The following is a 25,109-nucleotide window of genomic DNA, read 5'->3' on the forward strand; positions in this document are numbered from 1 at the left end:
ATTACTCGTTGTACTACACACTGAACAAAATAATAAAAGGTTTTCAATAGCATAAAATTTCTAACTTTATCCAGCTTTTTTATTTACCTGCAAAATCCAAAACATGCATATTGCCATTCTTGGAAACGGGATCAGCGGAATCACCGCAGCGCGTTTTATTCGAAAACTGAGCGATCATAAAATTACGGTTATCTCTGCCGAATCTGACCATTTTTTCTCCCGGACAGCACTGATGTACATCTACATGGGGCATATGAGATTCAAGGATACTCAGCCCTATGAGCCTCATTTCTGGAAAAAGAACCGCATTGACCTAAGGAAAGGTTATGTTGAAAAAGTGGATGCTCAAAAAAAACAGCTTCTTTTTAAGGGAGGGGATTTTCTGTCATTCGACAAACTCATCATTGCCAGTGGTTCTAAGTCCAATAAATTCGGGTGGCCGGGTCAGGATCTCAAGAACGTGTCAGGATTGTATTCCCTTCAGGATTTGGAAGCCATGGAAGCCGGAAGCAAGGATCTCAGCAGGGCCGTGATCGTCGGCGGAGGGCTGATCGGCCTTGAAATGGCAGAAATGTTTATGTCCAGAAATATTCCTGTCACCATGTTGGTCAGAGAGGCAAATTACTGGGATATCGTGCTACCAAAAGAAGAATCTCAAATGGTGAGCGATCATATCATCGAACATGGCATTGATCTTCGTCTTGGCACCGAATTGAAAGAAATTGTGGATGACGGCACCGGGAAGGTTTGTGCGGTCATTACCAATAAGGGAGAAAGAATAGACTGCGGTTACGTTGGCTTAACTGCCGGCGTGAGTCCTAATATTGATTTTCTGAACGGGAGTGGCATAAATACCCAAAAAGGAATTGTGGTAAATGAATTCCTTGAAACCAATCTTCAGGATATTTATGCCATCGGTGATTGCGCTCAGCTAGCCGATCCCCGACCTGGCCGCCGTCCCATTGAAGCGGTCTGGTACACCGGCAGAATAATGGGCGAGACGGTGGCCCACACGATCTGCGGCCAAAAAACCCTGTACGATCCGGGCGTCTGGTTTAATTCTGCCAAATTCCTTGACATTGAATACCAGGTATATGGCAACGTGGACACCGAAACAAAGGATAACCATCAGGCAATATTCTGGCAGCACCCTTTGGGAAAAAAAAGCATTCGGCTCGTTTACGAAAAAAATAAAGACTCTGTCATCGGATTCAATTTAATGGGTATCCGTTACCGACATGAAGTTTGCGAAAAATGGATCAAAGAAAAAACGCCTTTAGAGGAAGTACTCACAAACCTGAGCCTTGCCAATTTTGATCCTGAATTTTTCGATGAATACGAACCGGAATTAATCAACATTTACCGGCAACAAACCGGGAAAAACCTGGAATTAAAACAAAAGAGGAATACCAATGCAGTCCTCCAGTTTTTAGGTTTCTAACCTCCATTTAAAATTTCACCTTGTAATATGTCTAACAATCAAGTAAATAACAGCCTTTCTATAGCCAACCCTAATCCTCATGGCGTGAGCATGGGTGAAAAAGCAGGAATGACTACCGCTATGATTGGGATTTTGATCCTCTTCATGGCCTTTGCCGGTGTCAATTTTCCATCCAAACCGATCTTCCTAAGCCTTTCCATCCTGCTGATGGCAGGCGGGATCATTGTTTATGCCCGGGCATTATATCTCAACCATCCCGAAGGGATTAGAAACAGCGGGGTATGGAGGAAGTCCCTTTCCGGAGGCGGGCTAATCGGCTGGAGCATTGGAATTTTACTGACCGGATTTTATATTTTGCTGTACTGGTTCCCTGAAATGCTGGGGCAAGGTAGCAGTGGTGCTTCCAATACCGGCATTATCGCTCTTTTTGATCCCCTAAGCATTTTGTTAAAAGGGAAACCGGCCAGCCAGTGGTTCGTTTACGGAACCCTGTATACCGTTGCCATCCTGGCCTTTGGATACAAATTCATTTTGAAATACCGGCACAACAGGTACCAGGTCGTCAGGACGATATCCGTGATGTTTTTTCAGCTCGGGCTGGCTTTTTTGATCCCTGAAATTCTCGAAGGCCTCAACCCTTCCCTGGAGTATTTTGATAAAGACCTGAAAAATATGTGGCCCCTGAACTACGATTTCTTCTACTCCTGGCACCTTAAAAACAGTCTTGACGGCGGAAACCTGGGGATGTTTTTTCTCATTTTCGGGATTGCGATGTTTTTGGTCATCTCCCCTATCCTGACTTATTTTTATGGAAAAAGGTGGTATTGTTCATGGGTTTGCGGCTGTGGCGGCCTTGCCGAAACGGCAGGAGATCCTTTTCGCCAATTATCCAACAAGTCCATCAGCGCCTGGAAGATCGAACGTTGGATGATCCACAGTGTTTTGGCATTGGTTATTATCATGACCACTGTTACACTGTATGGCTATTTTTACCAAAAAGGCAGCGTTTTCGGGCTTAACATTTACTCCTATTTCCAAAAACCTTATGGATTTTTCATCGGAGCAATATTTTCAGGAGTAATCGGGGTGGGGTTTTATCCAATTCTCGGGAGTCGGGTTTGGTGCCGGTTCGGCTGCCCGATGGCGGCCATTCTAGGATTACAGCAACGTTTTTTCTCCCGTTTCAGAATCACCACCAACGGAGGGCAGTGTATCTCCTGCGGCAATTGTTCCACTTATTGTGAAATGGGCATTGATGTTCGAGCCTATGCACAGAAGGGGCAAAATATTGTGCGGGCATCGTGTGTGGGGTGTGGGGTATGCTCAGCTGTTTGCCCGAGAGGAGTATTGCGCCTGGAGAATGGCTCTGTCGATATCAGCAAAAGAACCACTGCTTTGAAAGCCATCCATATTTTAGAAAATTGAAGGCTCCGCCCTGAAGGACGGAGCAATTGATATTACTCCCTACTCCTCCGAACTGATGGACGGAGCAATGGATATTACTCCCTATTCCTCCGAACTGATGGACGGAGCGATGGATGCCAATTACTCTCAAGCTGATGGACGGAGCGATCGATATTACTCACTACTCCTCCGAACTGATGGACGGAGCGATGGATGCCAATTACTCTCAAGCTGATGGACGGAGCGATCGATATTACTCCCTACTCCTCCGAACTGAAGGACGGAGTGATCGATATTACTCCCTACTCCTCCGAACTGATGGACGGAGCAATGGATATTGCTCACTACTCCTCCCAATTTATGGACCTACAAATCATTTGCCACGGTCTTCAGGCCGTGGCAAAATTCAACATCCCGGCAAAGGGCTTTAGCCCATTCTTTCTGAGTTTAAATAAAAATTTCAAAACCATATTTTTTAATAAATTTCTGGTATTCATCTTCAAAAGTCTTATTTGCATGATGTTTTTCCTGGTTTTGAATATACCTGCGAACAGCATTAATTTGAGAATGACTAACGGAGCCTGCAAAATATTCATCCTGCCAACCAAAGTATTTTTCAGTCAATTTATTTTTATTGATCCAAAATGAGGACTCTCCTTTTAGAAGCTGAATTATGGATGCAATATTATGAGTTGCGTCCATTGAAATAAGACAATGCACATGTTCCAGATGGCCATTAATATGATCAAGGTGGATATTTTTATTTTTTGCATTTTCTCTAATGTGTTGAAAAATCTGATACCTCACGTCCTTCGTTAAATAAGGGAATCTTTTCTTTGTTGCCCAAACGGCATGTATCCAAATTCTGATATAAGGCATAATATTAGTGGGTTTTATTAATAAAAAATTAGTTCTGAATTTTATTTACTAAAGGGCTCTTCCCTTATTTATAAAAGCCACGAGTCTTCCAGATGTGACATTTTTTTATGGCTTTTTTTAACAATAGGGCTAAAGCCCTTTCTAAAACTGATCAATCGCTCCGCCCTGAAGGACGGAGCGATTGATGCCAATTGCTCCCGTACTGATGGGCGACGGAGCGATCGATACCATTTATTCCAGAGCTGATGGAAGACGGAGCGATCGATGCCATTTATTCCAGAGCTGATGGAAGACGGAGCGATTGATCCCATTTATTCCAGAGCTGATGGAAGACGGAGCGATCGATGCCATTTATTCCAGAGCTGATGGAAGACGGAGCGATCGATGCCATTTATTCCAGAGCTGATGGAAGACGGAGCGATCGATGCCATTTATTCCAGAGCTGATGGAAGACGGAGCGATTGATGTCAATTGCTCCCGAACTGATGGGCGACGGAGCGATCGATGCCATTTACTCCCGTGCTGATGGAAGACGGAGCGATCGATGCCATTTATTCCAGAGCTGATGGAAGACGGAGCGATCGATGCCATTTATTCCAGAGCTGATGGAAGACGGAGCGATCGATGCCATTTATTCCAGAGCTGATGGAAGACGGAGCGAATGATCCCAATTGCTCCCGTGCTGATGGGCGACGGAGCGATCGATGCCATTTACTCCCGTGCTGATGGGCGACGGAGCGATTGAAAATTCAAGCATTCCCATCGAACTTGTGCGAATGCAGACTGTTTCATTATTCGAGCATCTGATCTGTGGATAAATTCAGGTTAAGGAATTTGCCCGGAGTTATCCACGAACCATCCTAAATACTTACCTTTGTTATATGAGAACAGACGATTTATTACAAAGAGCACTCAACCTGGAATTCCTCACGGCAGAAGAGGGCGTTTTCCTTTTCGAAAATGCCGAAACAGCTGAATTGGCCTATGTAGGAAATGAATTGCGCAAGTACCATGTTCCTGACAATATCGTCACATGGATCATTGACCGTAATTCCAATACAACCAATGTCTGCATTGCCAATTGCAAATTTTGCAATTTCTATCGCAGGCCTGGCCATGAGGAAGCTTACATTACCTCCATCGAAGAATACAAACAAAAGATAGAGGAAACCTTTGCTTTTGGAGGACAACAGCTGTTGCTTCAGGGCGGGCACCATCCGGATCTCGGACTGGATTATTATACCGGTTTGTTCCGTGAACTGAAATCCCTGTATCCTGATCTCAAATTACACGCTCTCGGCCCACCGGAAGTGGCGCACATTACCAAGCTCGAACAATCCACTCATACCGAAGTACTGAAAGCGCTGAAAGAGTCAGGACTGGACAGCCTTCCCGGCGCCGGAGCTGAAATCCTCAGCGACCGTGTCCGAAGGCTCATCTCCAAAGGAAAATGCGGCGCCCAGGAATGGCTCGACGTGATGAGAGCAGCACATCAGTTACACATCACCACCTCGGCTACCATGATGTTTGGGCATATCGAAACCAACCTTGAACGCATGGAACACCTGGTTGCACTGCGTGAAGTGCAGGCCGAAAAACCAGCAACCTCAAAAGGTTTTCTGGCCTACATCGGGTGGCCCTTCCAGGATATGGATACCATTTTAAAGAAGATCAAACGGGCTCGTAATGATGTTACGGGCAACGAATACATTCGTATGCTCGCGATGGGAAGAATCATGTTGCCCAATGTGGTCAACCACCAGGCATCATGGCTTACCGTTGGAAAACAAGTAGGGCAAATTTGCCTGCACAGCGGCGCGAATGATTTCGGAAGTATTATGATCGAAGAAAACGTGGTTTCAGCGGCAGGTGCCAATCACCGGTTTACGGCCAACGGCATCCAGGAAGCCATTCGCGAAGCCGGATTCACTGCACAGTTGCGTAACCAGGAATACGAATTCCGCGAACTGCCTGAAAACATTAAACAACAGGAGCTCGATCGTACCACCATAATTGTAGATTAATCCTGGTTACGGGTTGCTTGCTACTCGTTTTGGCAACCGGAAACCAGTATGGCCAAAGAGAAACCAGTAACATGTTATACGACAACATCCAGGAATCCCTCGAATTCATCAGGGCGCGAACCCCTTTTCAACCTGAGTTCGGCATCATACTCGGCACCGGCCTCGGGGGACTGGTGGACGAAATTGAAATCATCGCCTCTATTGATTATGGGGACATTCCTCATTTCCCGGTATCTACCGTTCAGAGCCATGCCGGAAAATTGATCTTCGGGCTGCTGGACAGGATTCCGGTTGTCGCCATGGCCGGCCGCTTTCACTATTATGAGGGGTACAGCATGGAGGAAGTCACTTTCCCGGTAAGGGTTTTGAAGTTCCTGGGCATTAAAAGACTTGTCATTTCAAATGTTTCAGGAGGAACGAATCCCGATTTTAAAGCCGGAGATATTGTTTTTGTCCGGGATCACATTTACCTGCAATCCGAAAACCCCCTCCGTGGTGCTAACGATGAACGACTTGGTCCCCGCTTTCCGGACATGCTCAATATTTACGACCGAAAACTGAATGGCCGCGCGCTTAAAATCGCATCAGCCCATAACATTCGCGCTCATGAAGGCGTTTACCTTTGCCTCCAGGGTCCAAACCTGGAAACTCCTTCTGAATACGTATATATTCATCGCGTCGGGGCAGATATGGTGGGCATGTCCACCATCCCGGAAGTGATTGTGGCCCACCACATGTCGCTGCCTGTTTTTGTCATTTCGGTAATTTCCAATCAATCTTATCCTCCTGAAGTAATCAAAGAAGTCAGCGTTGAAGAAGTCATCGCCATGGCTAAATCAGTGGAACCCAAAATGAGTTTAATTGTTAAAGAAATCTTGAAAGAAGAAGCCCGTAGCTATTGACAAAAAGATCGAAATTCCCAATAGGGCAATACATTTTTTGCTAAAACAGGAACTCATTTCCGGTTACATGAGTTATTAAAGAAAATTTTACACAAAAAGCACCGCTTATGATCATAGAAACGGAGCGCCTGATCATCAGACCCACGACCCTTGAAGATGCCGAAGCCGCCTATCAGGTTAACCAGGATCCGGAGGTGAGCCGGTACACCTGTGATGGAGGTGTCAAAACCCGGGAAGAAATTTATGCCATCCTAAAAAATACCACGCTGGCAGACTATAAAAAATACGGTTACGGAAGAATGTCCGTTATTTACAAACCTGAAAATTGTTATATAGGCTTTTGCGGGTTGAAGTACCTCCCGGATCTGGACACCGTCGACATTGGGTACAGATTTGCCCAAAGGTATTGGGGCCAGGGCATTGCCACCGAAGCCGCCCGACCTTTTATCCGGTTCGGTTTCGAAACCCTTGGGCTTAAGGAGATCATCGGATTGGTAGTTCCTGAAAATACGGCTTCCTCCAGCGTTCTGAAAAAACTGGGCTTCAGATTGGTTGACCTGTTCGAATATGATGAAGAAACCGTAGAGAAATATATCATTTTCCCTGAAAATGGATGATCTCTTTTAACTGATCGATCCTTCCCTCAACATATTTCCTGTATTTTTCATCACCCGTTGCAAGATAACTCCTGTAGTGTTTCAATGCAATGGATTTGTCCTTGTAATAAATATCACTCAATCGGGCAAGATGGAAAAGATGTTCCGGGTTGTCTCCGTAATCCACCGCCGCTTTGTAATGAGCTAAAGCCTTAGCAATATCGTTCTCTTTTTCATAAACAGAAGCGAGATCTGCATGGAAGTCAGGCATTTTAGGAGAAATCCCCTTTTCAATAGCTTTCTCCAAATGTTCAATACTTTTGGGAAGGTCTTCTTTGAACCGATAGGCAAGTCCCAGGTAATGATGGGTGTATTCAGAATCTTTGCCCCGGTCAACAATATTTTCTAAATTCAGGATGGCCAAATCAATGCTGTCCATCTGCAGGTAGGCCACCCCAAGCATCATCTGGTAATAATCACTGGTATCTCCCTGTGCCATGGTTTTTTCAATGCTCTCCACGACCAGGCTGTGCTCCTGTCGTTTTTGATGAAGCCGGGATTTATTTTGTAATAATTTGATATTCTGTGGATCCAGGGCGAGCCCTTTGTCCAACATCTGGTCCACATAATCCAACTGATCGAAGGACAGGTAAATTTGACAAAGCTGGTCAATGATCTCAATATCCGATTCATTGACCTCATGACCTTTGAGGAAAAAAGCCACGCCTTCCAATGTTTTTCCCAACCTCATGGCGGTGTACCCGTTTAACTTGTAATAATAACTGTTCGTAGTGTCGATTTTCAGCAATTTCAGGTAGCATGTTTCTGCCTCCCTGTAATTCAGTTCCCTTTCAAAAATGGTTCCCAGTGAACTCAAGGCATTGGTATTGACCGAATCCACTACCAGTACCTGCCTGTAAAACATCTTGGCATCCGGATAACGCCCCATCTGGAAGTTGCAATAAGCTATTTTGGAAAGATAATCGACATTGCGGGGATCCCGGACATAACATTCGCTCAGGATTTTTTGGGCTTCTTCAAACTGGAAAGAGGCGATAAGATCATTGGCGATAAGGTATTGTTCCCTGGTATCGTCTGCCTGCGCTGTTTCCTGGGCAGACAGATTGATGAGCGTAAAAAATATAAAGATCAAAACGATTAAAAATCGGAAGGCAGGTAGTCTGGACATAATATTTTCTTTAAACCATTTACGATATATTAAAGATGCCAGATCAAAAATAAATGGTGTGCCACGGTGTTTTTATATGCGATGGAGAAAATTTATGAATTTAATTCTGAGCAAGAAAAACTCAAAATGCCGTAGTTAGAGCCAGGCCACATCCCAAACCTTTCGAGCCGTAAACAGGACCCAAATGTAGAAATGAACCTCAACCTTGAAACCACCCCGACCTGCGGTACGATGTCGCTACGCTCCACTTGAACAATTAGAACAACTTGCCCCCCTTGAACCATTTCCCCTCACGACATATACTCCCAGGCCGACTGGTACAATCCATGTTTTTCAACATGATCAGAGAGTTGATTGAAGAGCTCAAAAGAAGAAAGGGTAGTCATATCGCCGATGATGACGAGCTTTTTACGGGCTCGCGTCAAAGCAACATTGAGGCGGCGACTGTCTTTAAGGAAACCTATTTCCCCTTTGTCATTCGAGCGCACCAGGCAAATGTAAATAAGATCCTTTTCCTGTCCCTGAAAACCGTCAATGGTATCCACTTCAATATCCAGTCCGGCAAAACTTGTATCCTGGCGGATTTCTTGCTGAATATAACGCACCTGCTCCGCATAAGGACTGATGATGCCGATGCTTATTCCTGCCAGGTCGGGGTATTTTCCGGTAGTCTTATCCTCATAGTGAACATGCATGTGTTCCTTCAGGATAAAATATTCCCCGGGATTGGAAAGGCTCCTTGGTCCGGGGTTGAACACCTCATCAAACGAACAACCGCTGGTATCAATTAAAGTCACCGGGGAATCTCCTGACTTAATCCTGTGACCGGCCACTTTGATATTGGAATAGAGTTTTCCTTCATAAAACTGCGTGTTGGAAAAAGCCAGGATTTCATCATTCATCCTGTATTGTTCCCGCAACAGGTAACTGTGTATTATTCCTCCGGACATACGTTCCAAAAGCGTGTGATCCAGTCCCATTTTTTTAGCCTCCATGCTTTTAATGGTAGGAGGTAATTGAAAATGATCACCGGCGAGAATGACTCTGCGGGCGCGGAGCATGGCATTCCAGCATTCCGCTTCAAGCGTTTGGGAAGCCTCATCAATGACCAAAGTATTGCAGCGAATGCCCTCCAGGGCTGGCGCACTGATCCCCACCAGAGTGGTAGCAATGACTTTACTGCTGTTGATGATTTCTGCCGTCAGCCGGTCTCCCAACTCCCGGGCCCATTTTCTTAATTCTCGGGCTTCTTTATACATATCATGCCTCTCCTGTCGCTGTTGGGCGCCAAAATTCCGCTTAAAGGCAGAGGCCTGCTTTTTGGCCTCTTCAGCCATCACCTTCACTTTTTTGATATGCTTCCAATCGGGATGGTTACGTGCTTTTTCCTCTATGGTCAGATGCGCAATGGAATCACCGATTCGGGTTACATTTCCTATCCGCAGGACGGAGATGCCCAAATCGTCAAGCTGTCGTGCCAGTAGATCTACCGCATTATTCGAAGGTGCACAAACGAAAATACGCTTTTCCACTTTGCTCAGCGCATGGACCAGCGCCACCAGGGTAGTCGTTTTTCCCGTACCCGGCGGGCCATGAATGATCCCCATCTGAGCCGCGGCCAGCGACCCTTTTACGGCTTCAACCTGGGTGGCGTTAAGATGGGAATTTTCGGGCAAGGGGGCCATTTCATCCTCCGATACCACAAGATCCATCGGTTCCTGCCGGCGAATTCCTTCCCTGAAGGCCACCACCACCGGGTCCCGGCTGTTTATTACCTCCTTCAAAGCTGCCTTCATCACTTTATAGGGCCTTTCGTCATAAACCAGTTCTACCCCGACATTCCCTTCCTGGAAAAGTTGTTCTTTTTGAATAAAATCATGCCGCAGGATCACGCCCATCTTGTCGCGCTGCAAAAAAGAGACGGTGCCGCTAAATTCCTGGTTTTCGGCCCCATGACTAAAAACCACACAACCCGCACCCACCCTGAATTGATGCCTGCCCGACTCTTGTTTGGTGCGTTGCACCACCACTTCTACATACTCTCCCACGGTGTAGTGCTTTTGGATAATCTGTACCGGATACCACAAAATACCTGAATCGGATTTTTCCTTAAGGGATTTATTCGCACCAAGACTGCGAAAATATGCTTCCTCCTGTGCCCTTTCGAGCTCAGTAGCATCCAGTAATTGTCGGTATCTGTCCTGATCTGTCATGGGCGCAAAGATAACATTTTTGGAATCTTGTTGCTGGTTACTTGTTGCTGGTTACTTGTTGCTGGTTGCTCGCTACTGGTTGCTCGTTACTTGTTGCTCGTTACTTGTTGCTCGTTACTTGTTGCTCGTTACTTGTTGCTCGTTACTTGTTGCTGGTTGCTGGTTTTTTCAAACCCTTTGAAACTCCTGAAGCCTGGAACAACCCCTACCTGCGGTACGATTTCGCTGCGCTCACCTTGAACAATTTGGACTTGGAACATTCTGAAACCCCTACAAACCATCTCCGTATCAAAAAAGTCCATTACCTTTGCAAAATGTCAGTAATCCATACAAAAATAGATATTCGCCAATTTGATCTTCCTGAGTTGGAAGCATGGTTTACCGAAAAAGGCCAGGCCCGTTTTCGTGCCAAACAGGTATTTGAATGGTTATGGAAAAAAAGTGCTTTTTCTTTTGAGGTCATGACCAATCTTTCCAAAGAACTACGGCAGGAATTGGAAGAGCACTTTGAGATCTTACCCATTGTTTCTGACAAAGTACAGCAAAGCAATGACGGTACCATTAAATCCCGTTTCAGGTTATACGACGGACACCTGATTGAATCCGTTTTGATTCCCGTTCCCGATGATAACCGTTATACAGTATGCGTCTCCTGCCAGGTAGGATGCAGCCTGAGCTGTACCTTTTGCGCCACCGGACTGATGGAACGCCAACGAAACCTGACGGCTGCAGAAATTTACGACCAGGTGGTCCTGGTCAACGAACAATGCCTCGAAGCCTTTGGACATCCATTGACCAATATCGTTTATATGGGGATGGGAGAGCCGCTACTCACTTATCGGGAAGTGAAAAAGAGTATTGAAATGATCACCTCTCCCTCCGGACTCGGCATGTCTCCCAAACGCATCACGGTCAGCACCGCCGGTATTGCCAAAATGATCCTGAAAATGGCCGATGACGACCTGCGGGTCAATCTCGCCCTCTCCCTCCACGCAGCAGACGATACCAAGCGGGACAAGATCATGCCCATCAATGAACACAACAATCTCAAAGTACTCATGGAAGCCCTGACTTATTTCCATGAAAATACAAAAAACAAAATCAGCTACGAATACATCGCCTTTAACGATTTTAATGTGACCTTCCAGGACGCCAAAAATCTGCTAAAACTGTGCAAACACTTTCCGGTCCGCGTCAATATCATCGAATACAATAAAGTGGAAGGACTCGACTTTGTCAAAGCGGGGGAAGACCAGATCAATGAATTTGCAAAATACCTGCGCGACCATGGCGTTATGATCACCGTAAGAAGAAGCCGCGGCAAAGACATCGACGCCGCCTGCGGTCAATTGGCCAATAAGGAATAGTGGACGGTGGAGGGCCTATCCGGAGTGTTCAATTAACTGTGTCATGGAGATTATAAATCCTTGATAATCAACAATAATTCCGATAATTTTATCGAGGATGTCGCCACGACTTATCGGTACGGGATGATCACTGCGTTCAACATTGCTCCATTAGAACCTGCCTCCTGATGTTTTCTACCATATATACATAGATGCTTGGAGGAATGAAGATCGTATTCAACCCATTTCAGGCCTGTCTGCCGTCGGCTTTGCCAGGCAGGGTTGCCATATATGTACTTTTTATCAATGGATTACATCCATTGCCATTAACACCTGCCTGCCGGCAGGCAGGTTGATTCCCTGTCGGGAATAGGCTTGAGAAAATAACGGTATTGGCATACACTAATGGGTAAACTTTTACATAAAATGCCCAACGGGCATTAATTTTAATAACGCAGTATGAAATGCTGCGTCAAACAAAAAGAATAACAACCCTGAAATGGGTTGAATTTAATTTAACCTCCGTAAAAAGTAAGTTGTGCATATACAGTAGCTGATGTTTTCAGGCAGGCTTTGAACCTGGAACTTTGAACAGTCCCTTATTTCCAAAACAAAACCACCTGAAACACCTAAAACCTTCTCCACCAAGATTTCCTTTTGTCATGCATCATGCCTGCACTACGTTCGGCCCTGTCTAACTGGTGTTGCCAGGTAGAACCGGGCTGTTCGCTCCATACTTCCGCTGCCATCCCTTGCTGTGCTCGTCCCTCGCCGCCCTCCGATACGCTCCGGCCGATAATACTTTTTAGCCCAAGAAAAGTCCCTTTATCAATAAAAAAAGCCCGGCGAAATCAATCACCGGGCTCCTGTGCCTTTTTATCAACAGGCATCGCTACATTATTCCCCCATAAAAGACATACTACGCTTAATGAAAGCTGTCAATTTGGGCCCTTTCAGCATATTCTGATTCAACAACGCCAGGTTGTACAGGTATTCTGCAATGTCTTTTTGTTTGCTTTCGTCTTTTTCTCCGATCAGTTTACCGGAGATAAGCGGATGGTTGGTATTCACTACAACATTGAATGTACCGGGGAAGCCATCGAGGCCCATGCCCTGAAGTTGCTGCATCTCCTTCATACGACGCATAAACTCAGGCTGGGTGATCTGTACCGGCTGGTCTTCGGGTCCCATAGCTTTGAGCATAATGGTTCCGTCGGCTGGCGTAACAAAACTTTCGAAAACCGTTTTAACAGCCGTTTGTTCGTCTTCACTCAGCACGGATTCTCTGTTTTCGTCTTTCTGGATCAGGTTGTCCACCGTATCAGAATCCACCCGAACAAAGGTCACATCTCCCAGTTTGTATTCGAGCTGCTGCATAAAGTGATTGTCGATGATGTTGTCAAACAACAATACATCATATCCTTTATCCTGGCAGGCGCTGATCAGGCTATGGTGTTCGCTCACATTATTGGTATAAAGCATAATGATCTTATCATGCTTATCCGTTTGAGTGGCTTTGACCTGTTCTTTATATTCTTCGATCGTGAAATATTTCTTCTCTGTATTGGTCAGCAAAGCAAAATCAATTCCTTTATCGTAGAATTTTTCTTCGGAAATCATTCCGTACTTTACAAACACGTTGAGGTCAGCCCATTTTGCTTCAAATGACTCACGATCTTTTTTGAAAAGACTCTTCAGTTTTTCAGCCACTTTTCGGGTGATGTAACTGCTGATCTTCCTGACTTCTGGGTCGCCCTGGAGGTAACTCCTCGAAACATTCAAAGGAATATCGGGCGAGTCAATCACTCCGTGGAGCAAGGTCAGGAATTCAGGAACAATCTCCTTAACTTCATCCGTAACAAACACCTGGTTGGAATATAACTGGATCTTGTTTTTTTGAACCTCAAAAGAGTTGTTCAGCTTCGGAAAATACAGGATGCCCGTCAGCTTGAAGGGATGATCCACGTTGAGGTGTATCCAGAACATAGGAGGCTGGCTGTAAGGATACAGCTCATTGTAAAAATTCCTGTAATCTTCATCGGAAAGATCTGCCGGTTTTTTATTCCATGCAGGGTCCGTATTGTTGATGATGTTGTCAACTTCGGTTTTGATTTCTTTAGCATCGTCGCCCTCGCCTTCGTAAGTCGTTTCAGTTTTAGTGCCAAATTTAATGGGTACCGGAAGGAACTTACAATATTTATGCAAAAGTTCGTCAATGCGGTTGTCTTCCAGGAACTCTTTACTGTCCTTACTTATGTGTAAAATGATTTCCGTTCCGCGGTCTTTTTTATCGGCTTCGCCGATCTGGTATTCGGGTTCTCCTTCACAAACCCAATGAACCGCCTTGGATCCTTTTTTATGAGATTTGGTGAACACCTCCACCTTATCGGCCACCATAAAGGCGGAGTAAAATCCAAGACCAAAATGCCCTATGATATTGGCATCATCCTTATATTTTTCGAGAAATTCCTGGGCACTTGAAAAGGCCATCTGGTTGAGGTACTTTTCCACCTCTTCTGCCGTCATCCCAATACCTTTATCTTTAAAAGTAATGGTCTTTTTCTTTTTGTCAACGCTGACTTCAATAGTAGTGTCTCCAAGTTTTCCTTTGAACTCACCTTTGGAGGCCAGTGTTTTTAGTTTATTGGTCGCATCAATAGCGTTGGAAATCAACTCCCGGAGAAAAATGTCATGTTCGGAGTATAAAAACTTCTTGATGATCGGGAAAATATTTTCGGCCTGAATCGAAATATTACCTTTCTGCATAATTTTATGTTTTTAGCCTAAGTACCTTCAAAGGTTATGCCATGGATCAATCCCTGCCAAAATGTCAATACATTTACCTTTCTTAAGACAATAGGCTGACGATTTGTACCGCTTCCACCGGCACGCGAAAAAAAACGAGTTAAAAAAAGCATCCGGATTGAAGTAAAGAAGAAAGAGGTTTGTTTTTTTAACCAAAAAAATATATCTTGCAGCTTAATTAAAGATATTGTTTGAATAAAATTCCTTCTATTTAACATTAGGCGTTTATACTATAGCAAATTAATTTCTTTAACAGCTGGTTTTCGATTCTTTTGAATCCTCGAATGTCAATAACTCAGTACACTTTCAGCACCAATAAAAAAACTATTTGCATTTTTTAAGAATGCAATAAACGATAACACATTTACCCAAAAAGAAATCAGGCTCCCGCCTGATAAGTAGTGAGTGAGGTCAGTTCTTCTGGGGGGATCGAGCTGGCCTCTATCTCACTCACTTTAAGTTTTTCTTGTCTTTATTATTTTTTATCCACTTTGATGCGTTCATCTCTATTGGCCAGGTCCCAGGCCGTATAGAAAATCAATCGGGCGATTTTGCTCATTTTATCAAAATTTATCTTTTCTATGGTATCCGTTGCCCGGTGATAATCGGCATGTGTTCCATTGAAATAAAAAATGGCAGGAATGCCCTTTTCTGCAAAATTGTAATGATCTGAGCGATAATAGTACCGATTGGGATCGCTTTCTTCATTATAGGTATAATCCAGCTCCAACTGCGTAAACCTCTGGTTGGCCTGCTCATTGATTTCGTGAAGTTCCGTACTCAGCCTGTCGGCACCGATAACATAAATATAATCGGGATTGTCCTGGTGTTTTTCATCCACACGCCCCACCATATCTACATTCATATCCACAATGGTGTTTTCAAGTGGAAATACCGGGTGTTCGACATAATATTTGGACCCCAATAATCCCTTTTCTTCTCCGGAGACGAGCATAACAACAACGCTTCTACGTGGCCCCCAGCCGTTATCTCTAGCCTCATCAAAGGCCTGTGCGATTTCCAGCAGGGAAGAAGTTCCTGAGCCATTGTCATCTGCTCCGTTATAAATATCCTCCCCTTTTTGCCCGATATGGTCATAATGAGCCGTCAGGAATACGTATTCATTTTTCAGTTTTTCATCAGTTCCTTCTATAAACCCGATGACATTATTTCCCAGGAGTTCATTGACTTTTTTCTTTTGAACCAATTCAACCGCTGCTGTAATATCCAATGACCTGGGGTTTCCTTTCTTATTGATCTTCTGCTTCAGTTTATTTATTTTAGAGAAACTACTGCCCGCGATCTTTTTGGCCAGTTCCGAATTGATCACACAACTGTTGGAATAATTCACCTCTGCATTTTCACTTCTGCCCATTTTTTTTCTGCGTCCCACGATTTGCTGGCGAACGTCAGCTTTTTGAGCTTCATATTCATTGGCGATGATAAAAATAGCTTTGGCCCCGTTTGCTTTGGCTGCTTTTAGCTTTTTATCAAGATTAGTGGTCCATTCAGAAGGCTCGTTTGAACCCGATAGCAGATAGATGCCATTTTTGTCCGGTTCCCCGTCAAAAACAAGCAGCACCTTTCCATTGACTTTTTGCCCTTTGTAATCACTATAATTTGCATCGTCGATACCATACCCCAGGAAGACTACCTCGTTGGTATTGAGTTCGAGATCACTGTTTTTGGCAGGAATGGAAAAGAAATCGCCTAAATGGTTGATAAGTTCTCCGTTGATTTTCAGGGAAATATCATCCCAATTTTCAGAGATATAGGAAAATTGTTGAAAATAGGTACCGTTATCACCTACCGGCGGCAACCCGTAGGATTCAAAAATACCGGCAATATAATTTCTAGCTTTTTCCTCTCCCGCCGTACCGGTTTCCCTGCCTTCGAATTCATCAGAGGAGAGGATGGTCAGGTGTCTGGTCAGTTCATCAACGGTGATGGTTGATGCCAGTCTTCCGAGTTGAGATACTTTTCCTGTTCTTTCCTCAATCGCCTGGTCTTTGGCGGCAGCAGCTTGCTGTGCATAAACCCCAAAAACAGAAAAGGTAAACGTTAAAAAGAGCATTAATTTTTTCATCGTATTTGTTGTTGATTAAAGGTCAAATGGCCATTATATAAAAAAACGCCGATCATCAGTTTTCGATGATCGGCGTTAAAATTAAAAATATTTTTTAAGTAAACGAGTAGTTCTTACCGAGTTAGTCAGTTATCTGCTAATCCTTGGCACCTTCCTCTACCATATAAGGAGCAAACATTTCCTGCAAATGCTTAAGGAATTCATCATCTTTCTGACGCTCAACTTCCTTCAGAATGCTTTCCATGGTATTGTAGGAAAGTACGGTTTCTGCCCGGTAACTCGACTCAATAATACTATCATCCAGGGATAAATAATACTCGAGGTTATCTGCAGTATTCCGGGCCAGTATTTCAATTTTCGGTTTGGCTTTCTCATAAGCGTCGGCTTGAAGGTAAACGCCTATCATCGGCCAGGTCCGGTAGTCGTAAGCAAAATTCATATCCGGGAAAGCTTCAAAGAATTTATCCGTGAGGCTCACCGCTTTGTCTTTCTGGTTTTCTCTCAGCATTTGATATGCGGCACGTCTGATTGCCAATTGCATGGTCTGAACGCTGGGCTGGTAACTGCGGTCGACAAAAAGTCTTTCCTTGTCAAAATTACCCCATCGGAACTTGTTCATTACATTATCGTAAAGCTTCTCGGTATTCACTCGCCCGCTTCCCACGATACCATAATTTTGAAGATCGCTTTGGTTTCTCAAAGGTATGATACGCAAACCGAGGCCTTCCAACTGCATATAATCTTCGAGTCCGAACAATTTATTACGCTGACAGGTCACTGCAAAATAAACCGGACGCTCCCAAAGATTCGAAGCGATGATATCCAAAATGGCAATCTCGTCTTTGATCAGCTGGTTACCCGAAAGCTGGATGGGTATGTTACGCATGACATTGGTATCCCCACGCTCAATGGCACCGCTTTTGATCGCGGCCTCTGCATCAACCGGGATATACCATTTTTTGCTCGGATAATAACTATCGATGGTCCGCCCCCCTTGCAGTGGCAGCGGGTGGTCCTGCCCGATAAATTCCAATACCGACTTGGCAGGAAGCGGCCTGTCCTCTGCCTGGTCCGGATTGTAATAAAAGACCTGGTTCCGTTTTTTCCCGGCCAGGGCCTCTCTAGGGATGGTCATTTTTATCGGTGGAGAATCATTCACTTTTCTCCTCAACAGGTCAATGTACCAGTCCACAGCAATAAGGCTCAGGTTGACTACCCGCACATCGGTACGGATACCTTCCACTTCCTGGGCGTACCAGAGCGGGTAGGTATCATTATCCCCGTAAGTAAAAATGATCGCATCTTTCTCGCAGGAGTTCAGAAAGTTGGTTGCATAATCTCTGGACGCTTTATGGTCTTTACGGCTGTGATCGTCAAAATTCTGGGTACCCATCAACACAGGAGCGATAAGCACCAGTAAACCTGCAACCAGTGCTGGCATTACGCCATTGTTCTTCATCTTCTTCCGCAGGAATTCAAAAATGGACAATACTCCCAGCCCGATCCAGATACAATAGGTAAAGATGGAACCGGCCAGTACGTAATCCCTTTCCCGGGGTTCATTAGGAGGCTGGTTGGAATAAACTATGATGCCGATACCTGTGATGATAAACAATATCATAACTGCAATCGCGTCATTTTTCCTTCGTGCAAAATGAAAGAAAAACCCAAGGAGTCCAAAAAGAAATGGCAAAGCATAATAGACATTTCGGCCCTGGTCATTTTTCATGGCATCAGTGAGTTCGCTTTGATTGCCCAAACGAATAGCATCCAGAGCCTTAATTCCGGTGATCCAGTGTCCGCTTGATTTATCCCATGGATAATATCCCTGAGCGCCGTTCTGACGGCCGGAGAAGTTCCACATAAAATAACGCCAGTACATCCAGCCTAACTGATAATTAATGAAAAATCCAATATTGTCAATAAAATTAGGCCTTCCGGAAGGCAGTGGTTTTTGCGGATCGAGGCCCATCCATTGTTTGTAGAGGTCTGGACGGCCCTGTGAATTATCCCACATACGTGGAAAAAAAACCTTGTCACGGTTATTGTATTCCAGTGATATTTTATATTCAGTGTAAGCATAACGATCGCCTTCTCTTCCATAACGATCCTGGATGTCCGTTCCTGTAGGGCTGGCCGTAAATTGTGGTCCTCTCAATAGGGAACGATCGCCGTATTGTTCCCGGTTGAGGTAAGGCAACAGACGCATGGCATCTGACGGGTCGTTCATATTGACGGGAGTTTCAGCATTGGCTCTGACGACAATAACGCCTACGGTTGCATAAGAGGTTACCAACAAAATAATACTCACCATGGCGTATTGTAACAGCTGGCTTTTGTTTTTATGCGCCATATAGAGCCCTCCCACAGTAATCCCTCCTATGATAAGAATGGCCGGCAATAAACCTGAATTGAATGGCATTCCAAAACCATTGACGGTCAACAATTCTAAGTTTTTCCACAATGCCGGGATCCCTGCAATGATCACTTTTTGTATAAATACAATAGCAACGACTCCTAATCCCATAGCCGCTAAAATCCCTTTTAAAGTATGGTCTTCATATTTTTTGAAATAATAAAGCAATGCCAGTGCAGGGAAGGTCAGCAAACTCAGCAAGTGAACTCCAATGGAAAGGCCTGCGGCAAAGACGGTAAAGATCAGCCAGCGGTCGGTTTCCAGTTCGTCAGGCAGGGTGTACCATTTCATCATTGACCATAAGGTCAGCGTGGTAAAAAAAGTAGACATGGCGTAAACCTCACCTTCCACGGCTGAAAACCAGATGGACGTGGCAAAAGCAGTAGACAAGCCGGCGACAAGTCCTGCAGCAGCAGAAGCAATGGTCTGTGCTTTATCCAGTTTCCCTTCTCTCCCTACCAGGGTGAGTTTTCCGAACATTTCAGTGATCCGGCTAATAAACATGGCGGCAAAGGCCGTACAGATACCGGACATTAAATTGATGGAAAAAGCAATGTCCTCGGGATTGTCTGAAACCAGGGTGGCTACCCAGGTAAATAATCTTCCGATCAGCAGGAAAATTGGCGCCCCCGGCGGGTGTACCACCTCGAGCTTATAGGCTCCGAGAATAAATTCTCCGCAATCCCAGAGACTTCCTGTGCGTTCTGCCGAGAAAAAATATACAACCATGGCGATCGCAAATACGAGCCATCCGGTCAATTTATGGATTCTGTTAGATGAATTCATTGAATAGGTTTGCTTGTTATAGTCATTGGTCCGATTAGACCTAAAGATTTGCAAAAGTAAAAAATTATTTTCAAGTCCATTAACGATTGAAAATCTCTTTTTGGATAAAAGCGCTTTACTTTAACGCCTGGAATGGCAAAAAAAGAACATTCATGTTTCACTTATGGGCAATTTATTGTTATTCCTGTCCGCGAATTTAGGTATTTTTCCACACCACTAGAGGGCATTTGGATAAAAAACATCGTTTTTAACTCCCTTATGGCAGGTTTAAGGTAAAAAAAAGGTCAGTTTCCGTTTTTCGAAGCCGAAATGCGTAATTTTGAGGCTGACCATTAATCACGATTAAATTAAGCGTTATGTTTTTAAAATGGGCACTGGCTATTTTGTTGGGCTATTTTGTATACAAAAGATATATAGCCCTTCCTCCGGGAGAGGATAAAAATAACGATGGTAATCTCAACCGTAAAAACCACTCCAATTCAGGAAAAGCTGATGACGATGATTACATCGACTTCGAAGAGATTGATTGAACGCTGCTGCTTTGCAAACCCCGGTTTCACAGCAGATATAATTAAAAAACGACATTCCTCATGACGGAACAATTGAATATTGGCGAACTGGTTTTGTACAAAAACAACCAGCTGATCGCTTTTAACAAACCGGCAGGCATTCCCGTTCAGGCAGACACCACCGGAGACAAATCCATGCTTGAACTGGGCGAGATTTATACCAAATCAAAGCTGCATCTTGTGCATCGGATCGACCGGCCGGTAAGTGGCGTGGTGCTGTTCGCCAAAACTTCCGGGGCGCTTGTTTTTCTGAACGAGCAGTTTAAAACCCGGCAACTGAAAAAGACGTATTGGGCCGTCGTACAGGAGAAACCGCCCAAAGAGGAAGACACCCTCGAGCATTTTGTCATCAAAAACAGCAAAAAAAATATCAGCTTTGCCGACGATAAGGAACAGGCGGGAAGCAAACAAAGCTCAATGCGCTACAAACTACTCGGCAGTATAGAACGATATCATTTGCTGGAAATCTCCCTCGAAAGTGGTCGACACCATCAGATCAGGGCACAGTTGGCGGCTATTGGATGTCCGGTTAAAGGAGATGTAAAATACGGCGCCCGAAGGGGAAACAAAGACCGCTCCATCCACCTCCACGCCCGCCAACTCGAATTCATTCACCCTGTATCGGGAGAGATAGAATCCATTGTTGCCGAACCGGCCGACGAGGTCATCTGGAACGCATTTCGGGAAAAGGGAGTGATTTAGTGGACGGTGGACGTTTTTTTATAATGAACCTGTTCAAAAAAAAACTACCAACATGTTTGGTTTAGCGCCTGGATACCTCCTCATATTCTCGCATTAAAAACATTCTCTCATTAAAAAAACATTCGTGGCTAATATCGACATCATTTTAAAATACTTCCCGGACCTGACTGACCATCAAAAAGAACAATTCGATCAGCTGGAAGATCTTTACCGGGAATGGAATCAAAACATCAATGTCATTTCAAGGAAGGATATCGATAACCTTTACCCTCACCACGTACTGCATTCCCTGGCTATTGCCAAAAAGGTAAATTTCAAACCCAAAACGGAGGTGCTTGACCTGGGCACAGGTGGTGGGATGCCGGGCATTCCACTGGCTATTCTTTTTCCCGAAGCCAGGTTTACCCTGGTGGACGGAACCAAAAAGAAAATCCTGGTGGTCAATGAGGTGGTAAAAGCGTTGGGGCTTGAAAATGTGACAGCCATTCATGCCCGTGCGGAAGAACTCAAACAAAAGTTCGACTTCGTCGTTTGTCGTGCTGTGACCACCCTTGACAAGCTCTACTTCTGGAGCCTTCGGCTGGTCCACGATGAGCAAAAACACGGACTGCCCAACGGCCTCATCACCCTGAAAGGCGGGGATGTAAAAAAAGAGATCAAAGCCCTACCCAAACGCAGTTACACAGAGGTCTGGCCGATCGACAAAATTTTTCCGGAACCCTTTTTCGAAGAAAAGGTGATGGTGTATGTGCAGCGGTAAACGCCCCTGGATCACTTGACAAATGGGGGATCCCGTTTCATAAAATATGCCCCTAAAGTTATCCAAAGCGCTATTTATTTCAAAAACCTGTTTTATATTTTAAAATAAGTTGTATTTTTGCTTTCCGAAATTCAAAAGACAGCGAATAAACATTAATTTTGAGCTTTGTTTTCTGGATTTTGACTCTAGAATTTAAAACTAAAGTTTTAAATTTCTCCGGGGCTATAGCTCAGTTGGCTAGAGTGCTTGACTGGCAGTCAAGAGGTCAGGGGTTCGACTCCCCTTAGCTCCACAACTTAATTTTTCAAACCCCTTGCAGGTCATTACTTGCAAGGGGTTTTTCTTTAAGAGGCTAATATAGAGGATGTTTTGGATTGAAATGCTAAATGAAACCCAAATTCACCCTTCTTGCCATAATTCCTCCAATTCCCAATTTTTAGGAAATCCCATATGTGCAATATCTATTTCAGGATATTTTTTGATTAATCCCTTTAGGTCTTTTTTAAATTTATGATAAGGGTTTATATGATCTAATAAATAAGTAAGAAGGCACATCGCTGCATAAATTTTTAATTCTTTGTCATTTGTTATTTTATTTTTCTCTTCATTCTCCCAACGGTTTACCCATGCACTCCTAGGAGACTTAATCCAAGTTGGAGAAATAGTAAGTTTTATATTCCATAATCGACTATGATGGGCACAAATATTCCGAATATAAACCAATGTATCCATCCATGAAATAAATACAGAATGATGGACGCCAAAATGATTGCTAATTTGTCTTTTGTATCTTTTAAATTTTTATAGATAGAATATAAAGTTCGAAAGGAAATTATTTCGAAACTCTTCCAGGCGGGAGGTAAAAATTGGATATATTTTTTCTTATACTTTTTGATAAACTCCTGTTTGGTTTCTTGAATCCCATAGGACACTTTATTCAAAACTAAAATATAAGCCGGATAACTTGAAAAGGCCTCTGGCTTTTCATACCAGAAACCTGATTTATATTTATGAGATAAATGATAAATGATCTGTGTTCTGACAGCTATTTCAATTTGTTCAATAGCATGAAAAGTGAGGATTCTTAATTCGCTGTCAAACTGATAGAAATGAAAGGCAGTTTCAAAATTGGCTCCTTCCTTAAATAGCTCTTCCTCTTTCGGGTCTTTTAAAATCGGATACCAATATGCACTTAGTCTATTGTAACTAATATTCGCTAATACCTTTTTAGCTTTTTCCTCATTTGGAATAGTAAGCCCTCTTTGTTTTAATAGGTTAACCTGGTCTTCAAAGGTTTTTGGTAATTTGGTGTATAGTTTCTTTTCCATGTTTTCAAAAGGCGTAGGGTATAAAAACAGAAAACCCGCCAAAAATGCGCATGACCGAAGCCAGAGGCGAGGCGGGTATTGATGAAGCAAAGATAAAAGTAATTCCTCTAAAAGTCAAATGAAAAAATTAACCTCCCGCCTTCAACTATAACAATTCCCTCCACTGTCAATCCATATAATTCGTAAACCGTTTGAATTACCTCCTTATTATCTTGTCAGTCGCTGCTCTAAGTGCTTGCACTCTTTCTTTTTGTTCATTGAAATATGGCATCCATTCGGCTTCTTTATTTAAACGTAAGTTAATTTATTGTTTTTTAAGTTATTTTGAAAATTCACTGCTCAGTAAATAAAGGCTTCTCCTTTGATAGGAAAGACCTTTTTGTTTTGGAGGTAAATTGGGGTTTAGAAATTAAAAGGTTTTCTTTGCAACTCACCGTTAAAGTAAACGATAAAATGCCCATAGAAATAGGTATCGATAGTTTTGCCGCCGCACCTTTGCACAAGGGCGAACCCGTTGCGGTACATAACATGAACGCATTGGGAGAGCTGATCGACAGGATAGCTTATGCAGATGAAGTGGGGCTTGATGTTTTCGGACTGGGGGAACATTACCGAAAAGAATTTTTGGATTCCGCCTCCCCCATGATCCTGGCCGCTGCGGCTGCCCGGACGAAACGCATCCGGCTGACCAGTGCCGTGACCGTGCTCAGTGCAGCCGACCCGGTAAGGGTGTTTCAACAATTCTCCACTTTGGATCTGATTTCCCGGGGCAGGGCCGAAATGGTGGTGGGCCGGGGTTCCTTTACAGAATCTTTCCCGTTGTTTGGGCTGAATCTCCAGGAGTATGATGCGCTGTTTACCGAAAAACTGGAACTCTTACTGGCGATCCGCGACAATGAAATCGTCACCTGGTCGGGGAAATTTCGTCCTGCCCTTCACAACCAGCCTGTTTATCCCCGCCCCTTGCAAGATCCTTTGCCCGTTTGGATAGGCGTCGGTGGTACCCCCGCATCCTTCGTCCGTGCGGGCATGCTGGGACTCCCGCTTATGGTAGCCATCATCGGTGGGCAGACGCACCGTTTCCGTCCCCTCATAGACGCTTACCGGCAAGCCGGAGCGATGGCCGGGTACGCGCCGGAGCAACTAAAAGTCGGATTGCACTCCCTGGGGTATGTGGCCAACACCTCAGAAGAAGCCATCGCTGATTATTACCCGGGGTATGCTGAGATGTTTACCAAAATCGGGAAAGAGCGGGGATTTGCTCCCGTGACCCGCGCCGGGTTCGATGCCCAGAATGATGACCTGGGCGCCCTGGTCGTCGGAAGCCCGGAAGAAGTAGCCGCAAAAATCCTTCGCCATAGTGAAGCCCTGGGCGGGATCTCCAGGTTTACCTTCCAGATGGATGCCGGGTTGCCACATGAAAAGCTGATGAAAGCTATTGAGCTGATTGGAACACGGGTATCGCCTTTGGTGAATAAATAACACCCATCACGCATTTGTATCCTGGAAAATTAAAAAACAAAAGCCCGCATACTCATCGCATACAGGCTTTGCTTGTTTAAAGTAGATCTGTTTTCATAACTTATAAACCCAACTTTCCAAGGGTATCACAATGCTACCACAACAGTAGCAGGAGGGGATGGTTTATTTGTTTGGATTGCCG

At 44.3% G+C, this 25,109-nt stretch carries 18 protein-coding genes and 1 tRNA gene; 11 read left to right on the top strand and 8 right to left on the bottom strand.

Annotation, left to right across the window (positions count from 1 at the left end; genetic code table 11):
* Window positions 1-103: 103 nt before the first annotated feature.
* Window positions 104-1,441, top strand: a complete 1,338-nt coding sequence (locus tag H6571_11055; protein ID MCB9324263.1) for an NAD(P)/FAD-dependent oxidoreductase — start codon at window positions 104-106, stop codon at window positions 1,439-1,441.
* Window positions 1,442-1,468: 27 nt separating this feature from the next.
* Window positions 1,469-2,866, top strand: a complete 1,398-nt coding sequence (locus H6571_11060) for a 4Fe-4S binding protein (protein ID MCB9324264.1) — start codon at window positions 1,469-1,471, stop codon at window positions 2,864-2,866.
* Between the two features lie 426 nt (window positions 2,867-3,292).
* Here the strand turns inward: H6571_11060 and tnpA are convergent, their stop codons facing one another.
* Window positions 3,293-3,724 carry an IS200/IS605 family transposase gene (tnpA, locus tag H6571_11065; protein MCB9324265.1) on the bottom strand — a complete coding sequence of 144 codons (432 nt, stop codon included), beginning with the start codon at window positions 3,722-3,724 and terminating at the stop codon, window positions 3,293-3,295.
* Between the two features lie 881 nt (window positions 3,725-4,605).
* Between tnpA and H6571_11070 the strand changes: the two genes are divergently transcribed.
* The 3 genes from H6571_11070 (at window position 4,606) to H6571_11080 (ending at window position 7,267) form a co-directional block, all read left to right on the top strand.
* The gene (locus tag H6571_11070) at window positions 4,606-5,748 is read left to right on the top strand and encodes a CofH family radical SAM protein (protein MCB9324266.1); all 1,143 of its coding nucleotides are present in this window, start codon (window positions 4,606-4,608) and stop codon (window positions 5,746-5,748) included.
* Window positions 5,749-5,819: 71 nt separating this feature from the next.
* Window positions 5,820-6,650, top strand: coding sequence for a purine-nucleoside phosphorylase (locus tag H6571_11075; GenBank protein MCB9324267.1), 831 nt, complete (start codon window positions 5,820-5,822; stop codon window positions 6,648-6,650).
* A gap of 107 nt (window positions 6,651-6,757) precedes the next feature.
* On the top strand, window positions 6,758-7,267 hold the full coding sequence (locus H6571_11080; protein MCB9324268.1) for a GNAT family N-acetyltransferase: 510 nt from the start codon (window positions 6,758-6,760) through the stop codon (window positions 7,265-7,267).
* Here the strand turns inward: H6571_11080 and H6571_11085 are convergent.
* Both H6571_11085 and H6571_11090 read right to left on the bottom strand, forming a co-directional pair.
* Window positions 7,245-8,435 (bottom strand): hypothetical protein, encoded by a 1,191-nt coding sequence (locus H6571_11085; GenBank protein MCB9324269.1) that lies wholly within the window; start codon window positions 8,433-8,435, stop codon window positions 7,245-7,247. The genes H6571_11080 and H6571_11085 overlap by 23 nt on opposite strands.
* Window positions 8,436-8,725: 290 nt before the next feature.
* Complete coding sequence (locus tag H6571_11090; protein MCB9324270.1) at window positions 8,726-10,648, bottom strand: AAA family ATPase; 1,923 nt, start codon at window positions 10,646-10,648, stop codon at window positions 8,726-8,728.
* A 314-nt stretch (window positions 10,649-10,962) separates the two neighbouring features.
* Between H6571_11090 and rlmN the strand changes: the two genes are divergently transcribed.
* Complete coding sequence (gene rlmN, locus H6571_11095; GenBank protein MCB9324271.1) at window positions 10,963-12,015, top strand: 23S rRNA (adenine(2503)-C(2))-methyltransferase RlmN; 1,053 nt, start codon at window positions 10,963-10,965, stop codon at window positions 12,013-12,015.
* A gap of 876 nt (window positions 12,016-12,891) precedes the next feature.
* Here rlmN and htpG read toward each other — a convergent pair.
* From htpG to H6571_11110, 3 genes are all read right to left on the bottom strand, one after another.
* Complete coding sequence (htpG, locus tag H6571_11100; protein MCB9324272.1) at window positions 12,892-14,760, bottom strand: molecular chaperone HtpG; 1,869 nt, start codon at window positions 14,758-14,760, stop codon at window positions 12,892-12,894.
* A gap of 514 nt (window positions 14,761-15,274) precedes the next feature.
* Complete coding sequence (locus H6571_11105; protein MCB9324273.1) at window positions 15,275-16,873, bottom strand: M28 family peptidase; 1,599 nt, start codon at window positions 16,871-16,873, stop codon at window positions 15,275-15,277.
* Between the two features lie 148 nt (window positions 16,874-17,021).
* The gene (locus H6571_11110) at window positions 17,022-20,087 is read right to left on the bottom strand and encodes a DUF2723 domain-containing protein (protein ID MCB9324274.1); all 3,066 of its coding nucleotides are present in this window, start codon (window positions 20,085-20,087) and stop codon (window positions 17,022-17,024) included.
* 356 nt (window positions 20,088-20,443) lie between these two features.
* Here H6571_11110 and H6571_11115 point away from each other — a divergent pair, with 356 nt between their 5' ends.
* The 4 genes from H6571_11115 (at window position 20,444) to H6571_11130 (ending at window position 22,410) form a co-directional block, all read left to right on the top strand.
* On the top strand, window positions 20,444-20,617 hold the full coding sequence (locus tag H6571_11115) for a hypothetical protein (GenBank protein ID MCB9324275.1): 174 nt from the start codon (window positions 20,444-20,446) through the stop codon (window positions 20,615-20,617).
* A 60-nt stretch (window positions 20,618-20,677) separates the two neighbouring features.
* The gene (locus H6571_11120) at window positions 20,678-21,358 is read left to right on the top strand and encodes an RNA pseudouridine synthase (GenBank protein ID MCB9324276.1); all 681 of its coding nucleotides are present in this window, start codon (window positions 20,678-20,680) and stop codon (window positions 21,356-21,358) included.
* 133 nt (window positions 21,359-21,491) lie between these two features.
* On the top strand, window positions 21,492-22,118 hold the full coding sequence (rsmG, locus tag H6571_11125; protein MCB9324277.1) for a 16S rRNA (guanine(527)-N(7))-methyltransferase RsmG: 627 nt from the start codon (window positions 21,492-21,494) through the stop codon (window positions 22,116-22,118).
* Between the two features lie 218 nt (window positions 22,119-22,336).
* Window positions 22,337-22,410 (top strand) — tRNA-Ala (locus H6571_11130).
* Window positions 22,411-22,517: 107 nt separating this feature from the next.
* Here H6571_11130 and H6571_11135 read toward each other — a convergent pair.
* Both H6571_11135 and H6571_11140 read right to left on the bottom strand, forming a co-directional pair.
* Complete coding sequence (locus H6571_11135) at window positions 22,518-22,895, bottom strand: Abi family protein (protein ID MCB9324278.1); 378 nt, start codon at window positions 22,893-22,895, stop codon at window positions 22,518-22,520.
* Entirely contained in the window at window positions 22,790-23,446 is a 657-nt protein-coding gene (locus tag H6571_11140) for an Abi family protein (protein ID MCB9324279.1), read from the bottom strand. Before H6571_11140 ends, H6571_11135 begins: the two co-directional genes overlap by 106 nt.
* A 459-nt stretch (window positions 23,447-23,905) precedes the next feature.
* Here H6571_11140 and H6571_11145 point away from each other — a divergent pair, with 459 nt between their 5' ends.
* On the top strand, window positions 23,906-24,928 hold the full coding sequence (locus H6571_11145) for an LLM class flavin-dependent oxidoreductase (protein ID MCB9324280.1): 1,023 nt from the start codon (window positions 23,906-23,908) through the stop codon (window positions 24,926-24,928).
* The last annotated feature ends 181 nt before the right edge of the window (window positions 24,929-25,109 follow it).

Source organism: Lewinellaceae bacterium, from assembly GCA_020636105.1.
In the GTDB taxonomy this organism is placed as follows: Bacteria; Bacteroidota; Bacteroidia; order Chitinophagales; family Saprospiraceae; genus BCD1.

Excerpts from the sequence above, each read along its gene's own strand:
- H6571_11140 (MCB9324279.1), bottom strand. The coding sequence starts at position 23,446 with ATGGAAAAGAAACTATACACCAAATTACCAAAAACCTTTGAAGACCAG.
- H6571_11110 (MCB9324274.1), bottom strand. The coding sequence starts at position 20,087 with ATGAATTCATCTAACAGAATCCATAAATTGACCGGATGGCTCGTATTT.
- H6571_11115 (MCB9324275.1), top strand. The coding sequence starts at position 20,444 with ATGTTTTTAAAATGGGCACTGGCTATTTTGTTGGGCTATTTTGTATAC.
- H6571_11080 (MCB9324268.1), top strand. The coding sequence starts at position 6,758 with ATGATCATAGAAACGGAGCGCCTGATCATCAGACCCACGACCCTTGAA.
- H6571_11090 (MCB9324270.1), bottom strand. The coding sequence starts at position 10,648 with ATGACAGATCAGGACAGATACCGACAATTACTGGATGCTACTGAGCTC.
- tnpA (MCB9324265.1), bottom strand. The coding sequence starts at position 3,724 with ATGCCTTATATCAGAATTTGGATACATGCCGTTTGGGCAACAAAGAAA.
- H6571_11055 (MCB9324263.1), top strand. The coding sequence starts at position 104 with ATGCATATTGCCATTCTTGGAAACGGGATCAGCGGAATCACCGCAGCG.
- H6571_11075 (MCB9324267.1), top strand. The coding sequence starts at position 5,820 with ATGTTATACGACAACATCCAGGAATCCCTCGAATTCATCAGGGCGCGA.
- H6571_11060 (MCB9324264.1), top strand. The coding sequence starts at position 1,469 with ATGTCTAACAATCAAGTAAATAACAGCCTTTCTATAGCCAACCCTAAT.
- rlmN (MCB9324271.1), top strand. The coding sequence starts at position 10,963 with ATGTCAGTAATCCATACAAAAATAGATATTCGCCAATTTGATCTTCCT.
- htpG (MCB9324272.1), bottom strand. The coding sequence starts at position 14,760 with ATGCAGAAAGGTAATATTTCGATTCAGGCCGAAAATATTTTCCCGATC.
- H6571_11120 (MCB9324276.1), top strand. The coding sequence starts at position 20,678 with ATGACGGAACAATTGAATATTGGCGAACTGGTTTTGTACAAAAACAAC.
- H6571_11070 (MCB9324266.1), top strand. The coding sequence starts at position 4,606 with ATGAGAACAGACGATTTATTACAAAGAGCACTCAACCTGGAATTCCTC.
- H6571_11085 (MCB9324269.1), bottom strand. The coding sequence starts at position 8,435 with ATGTCCAGACTACCTGCCTTCCGATTTTTAATCGTTTTGATCTTTATA.
- H6571_11105 (MCB9324273.1), bottom strand. The coding sequence starts at position 16,873 with ATGCTCTTTTTAACGTTTACCTTTTCTGTTTTTGGGGTTTATGCACAG.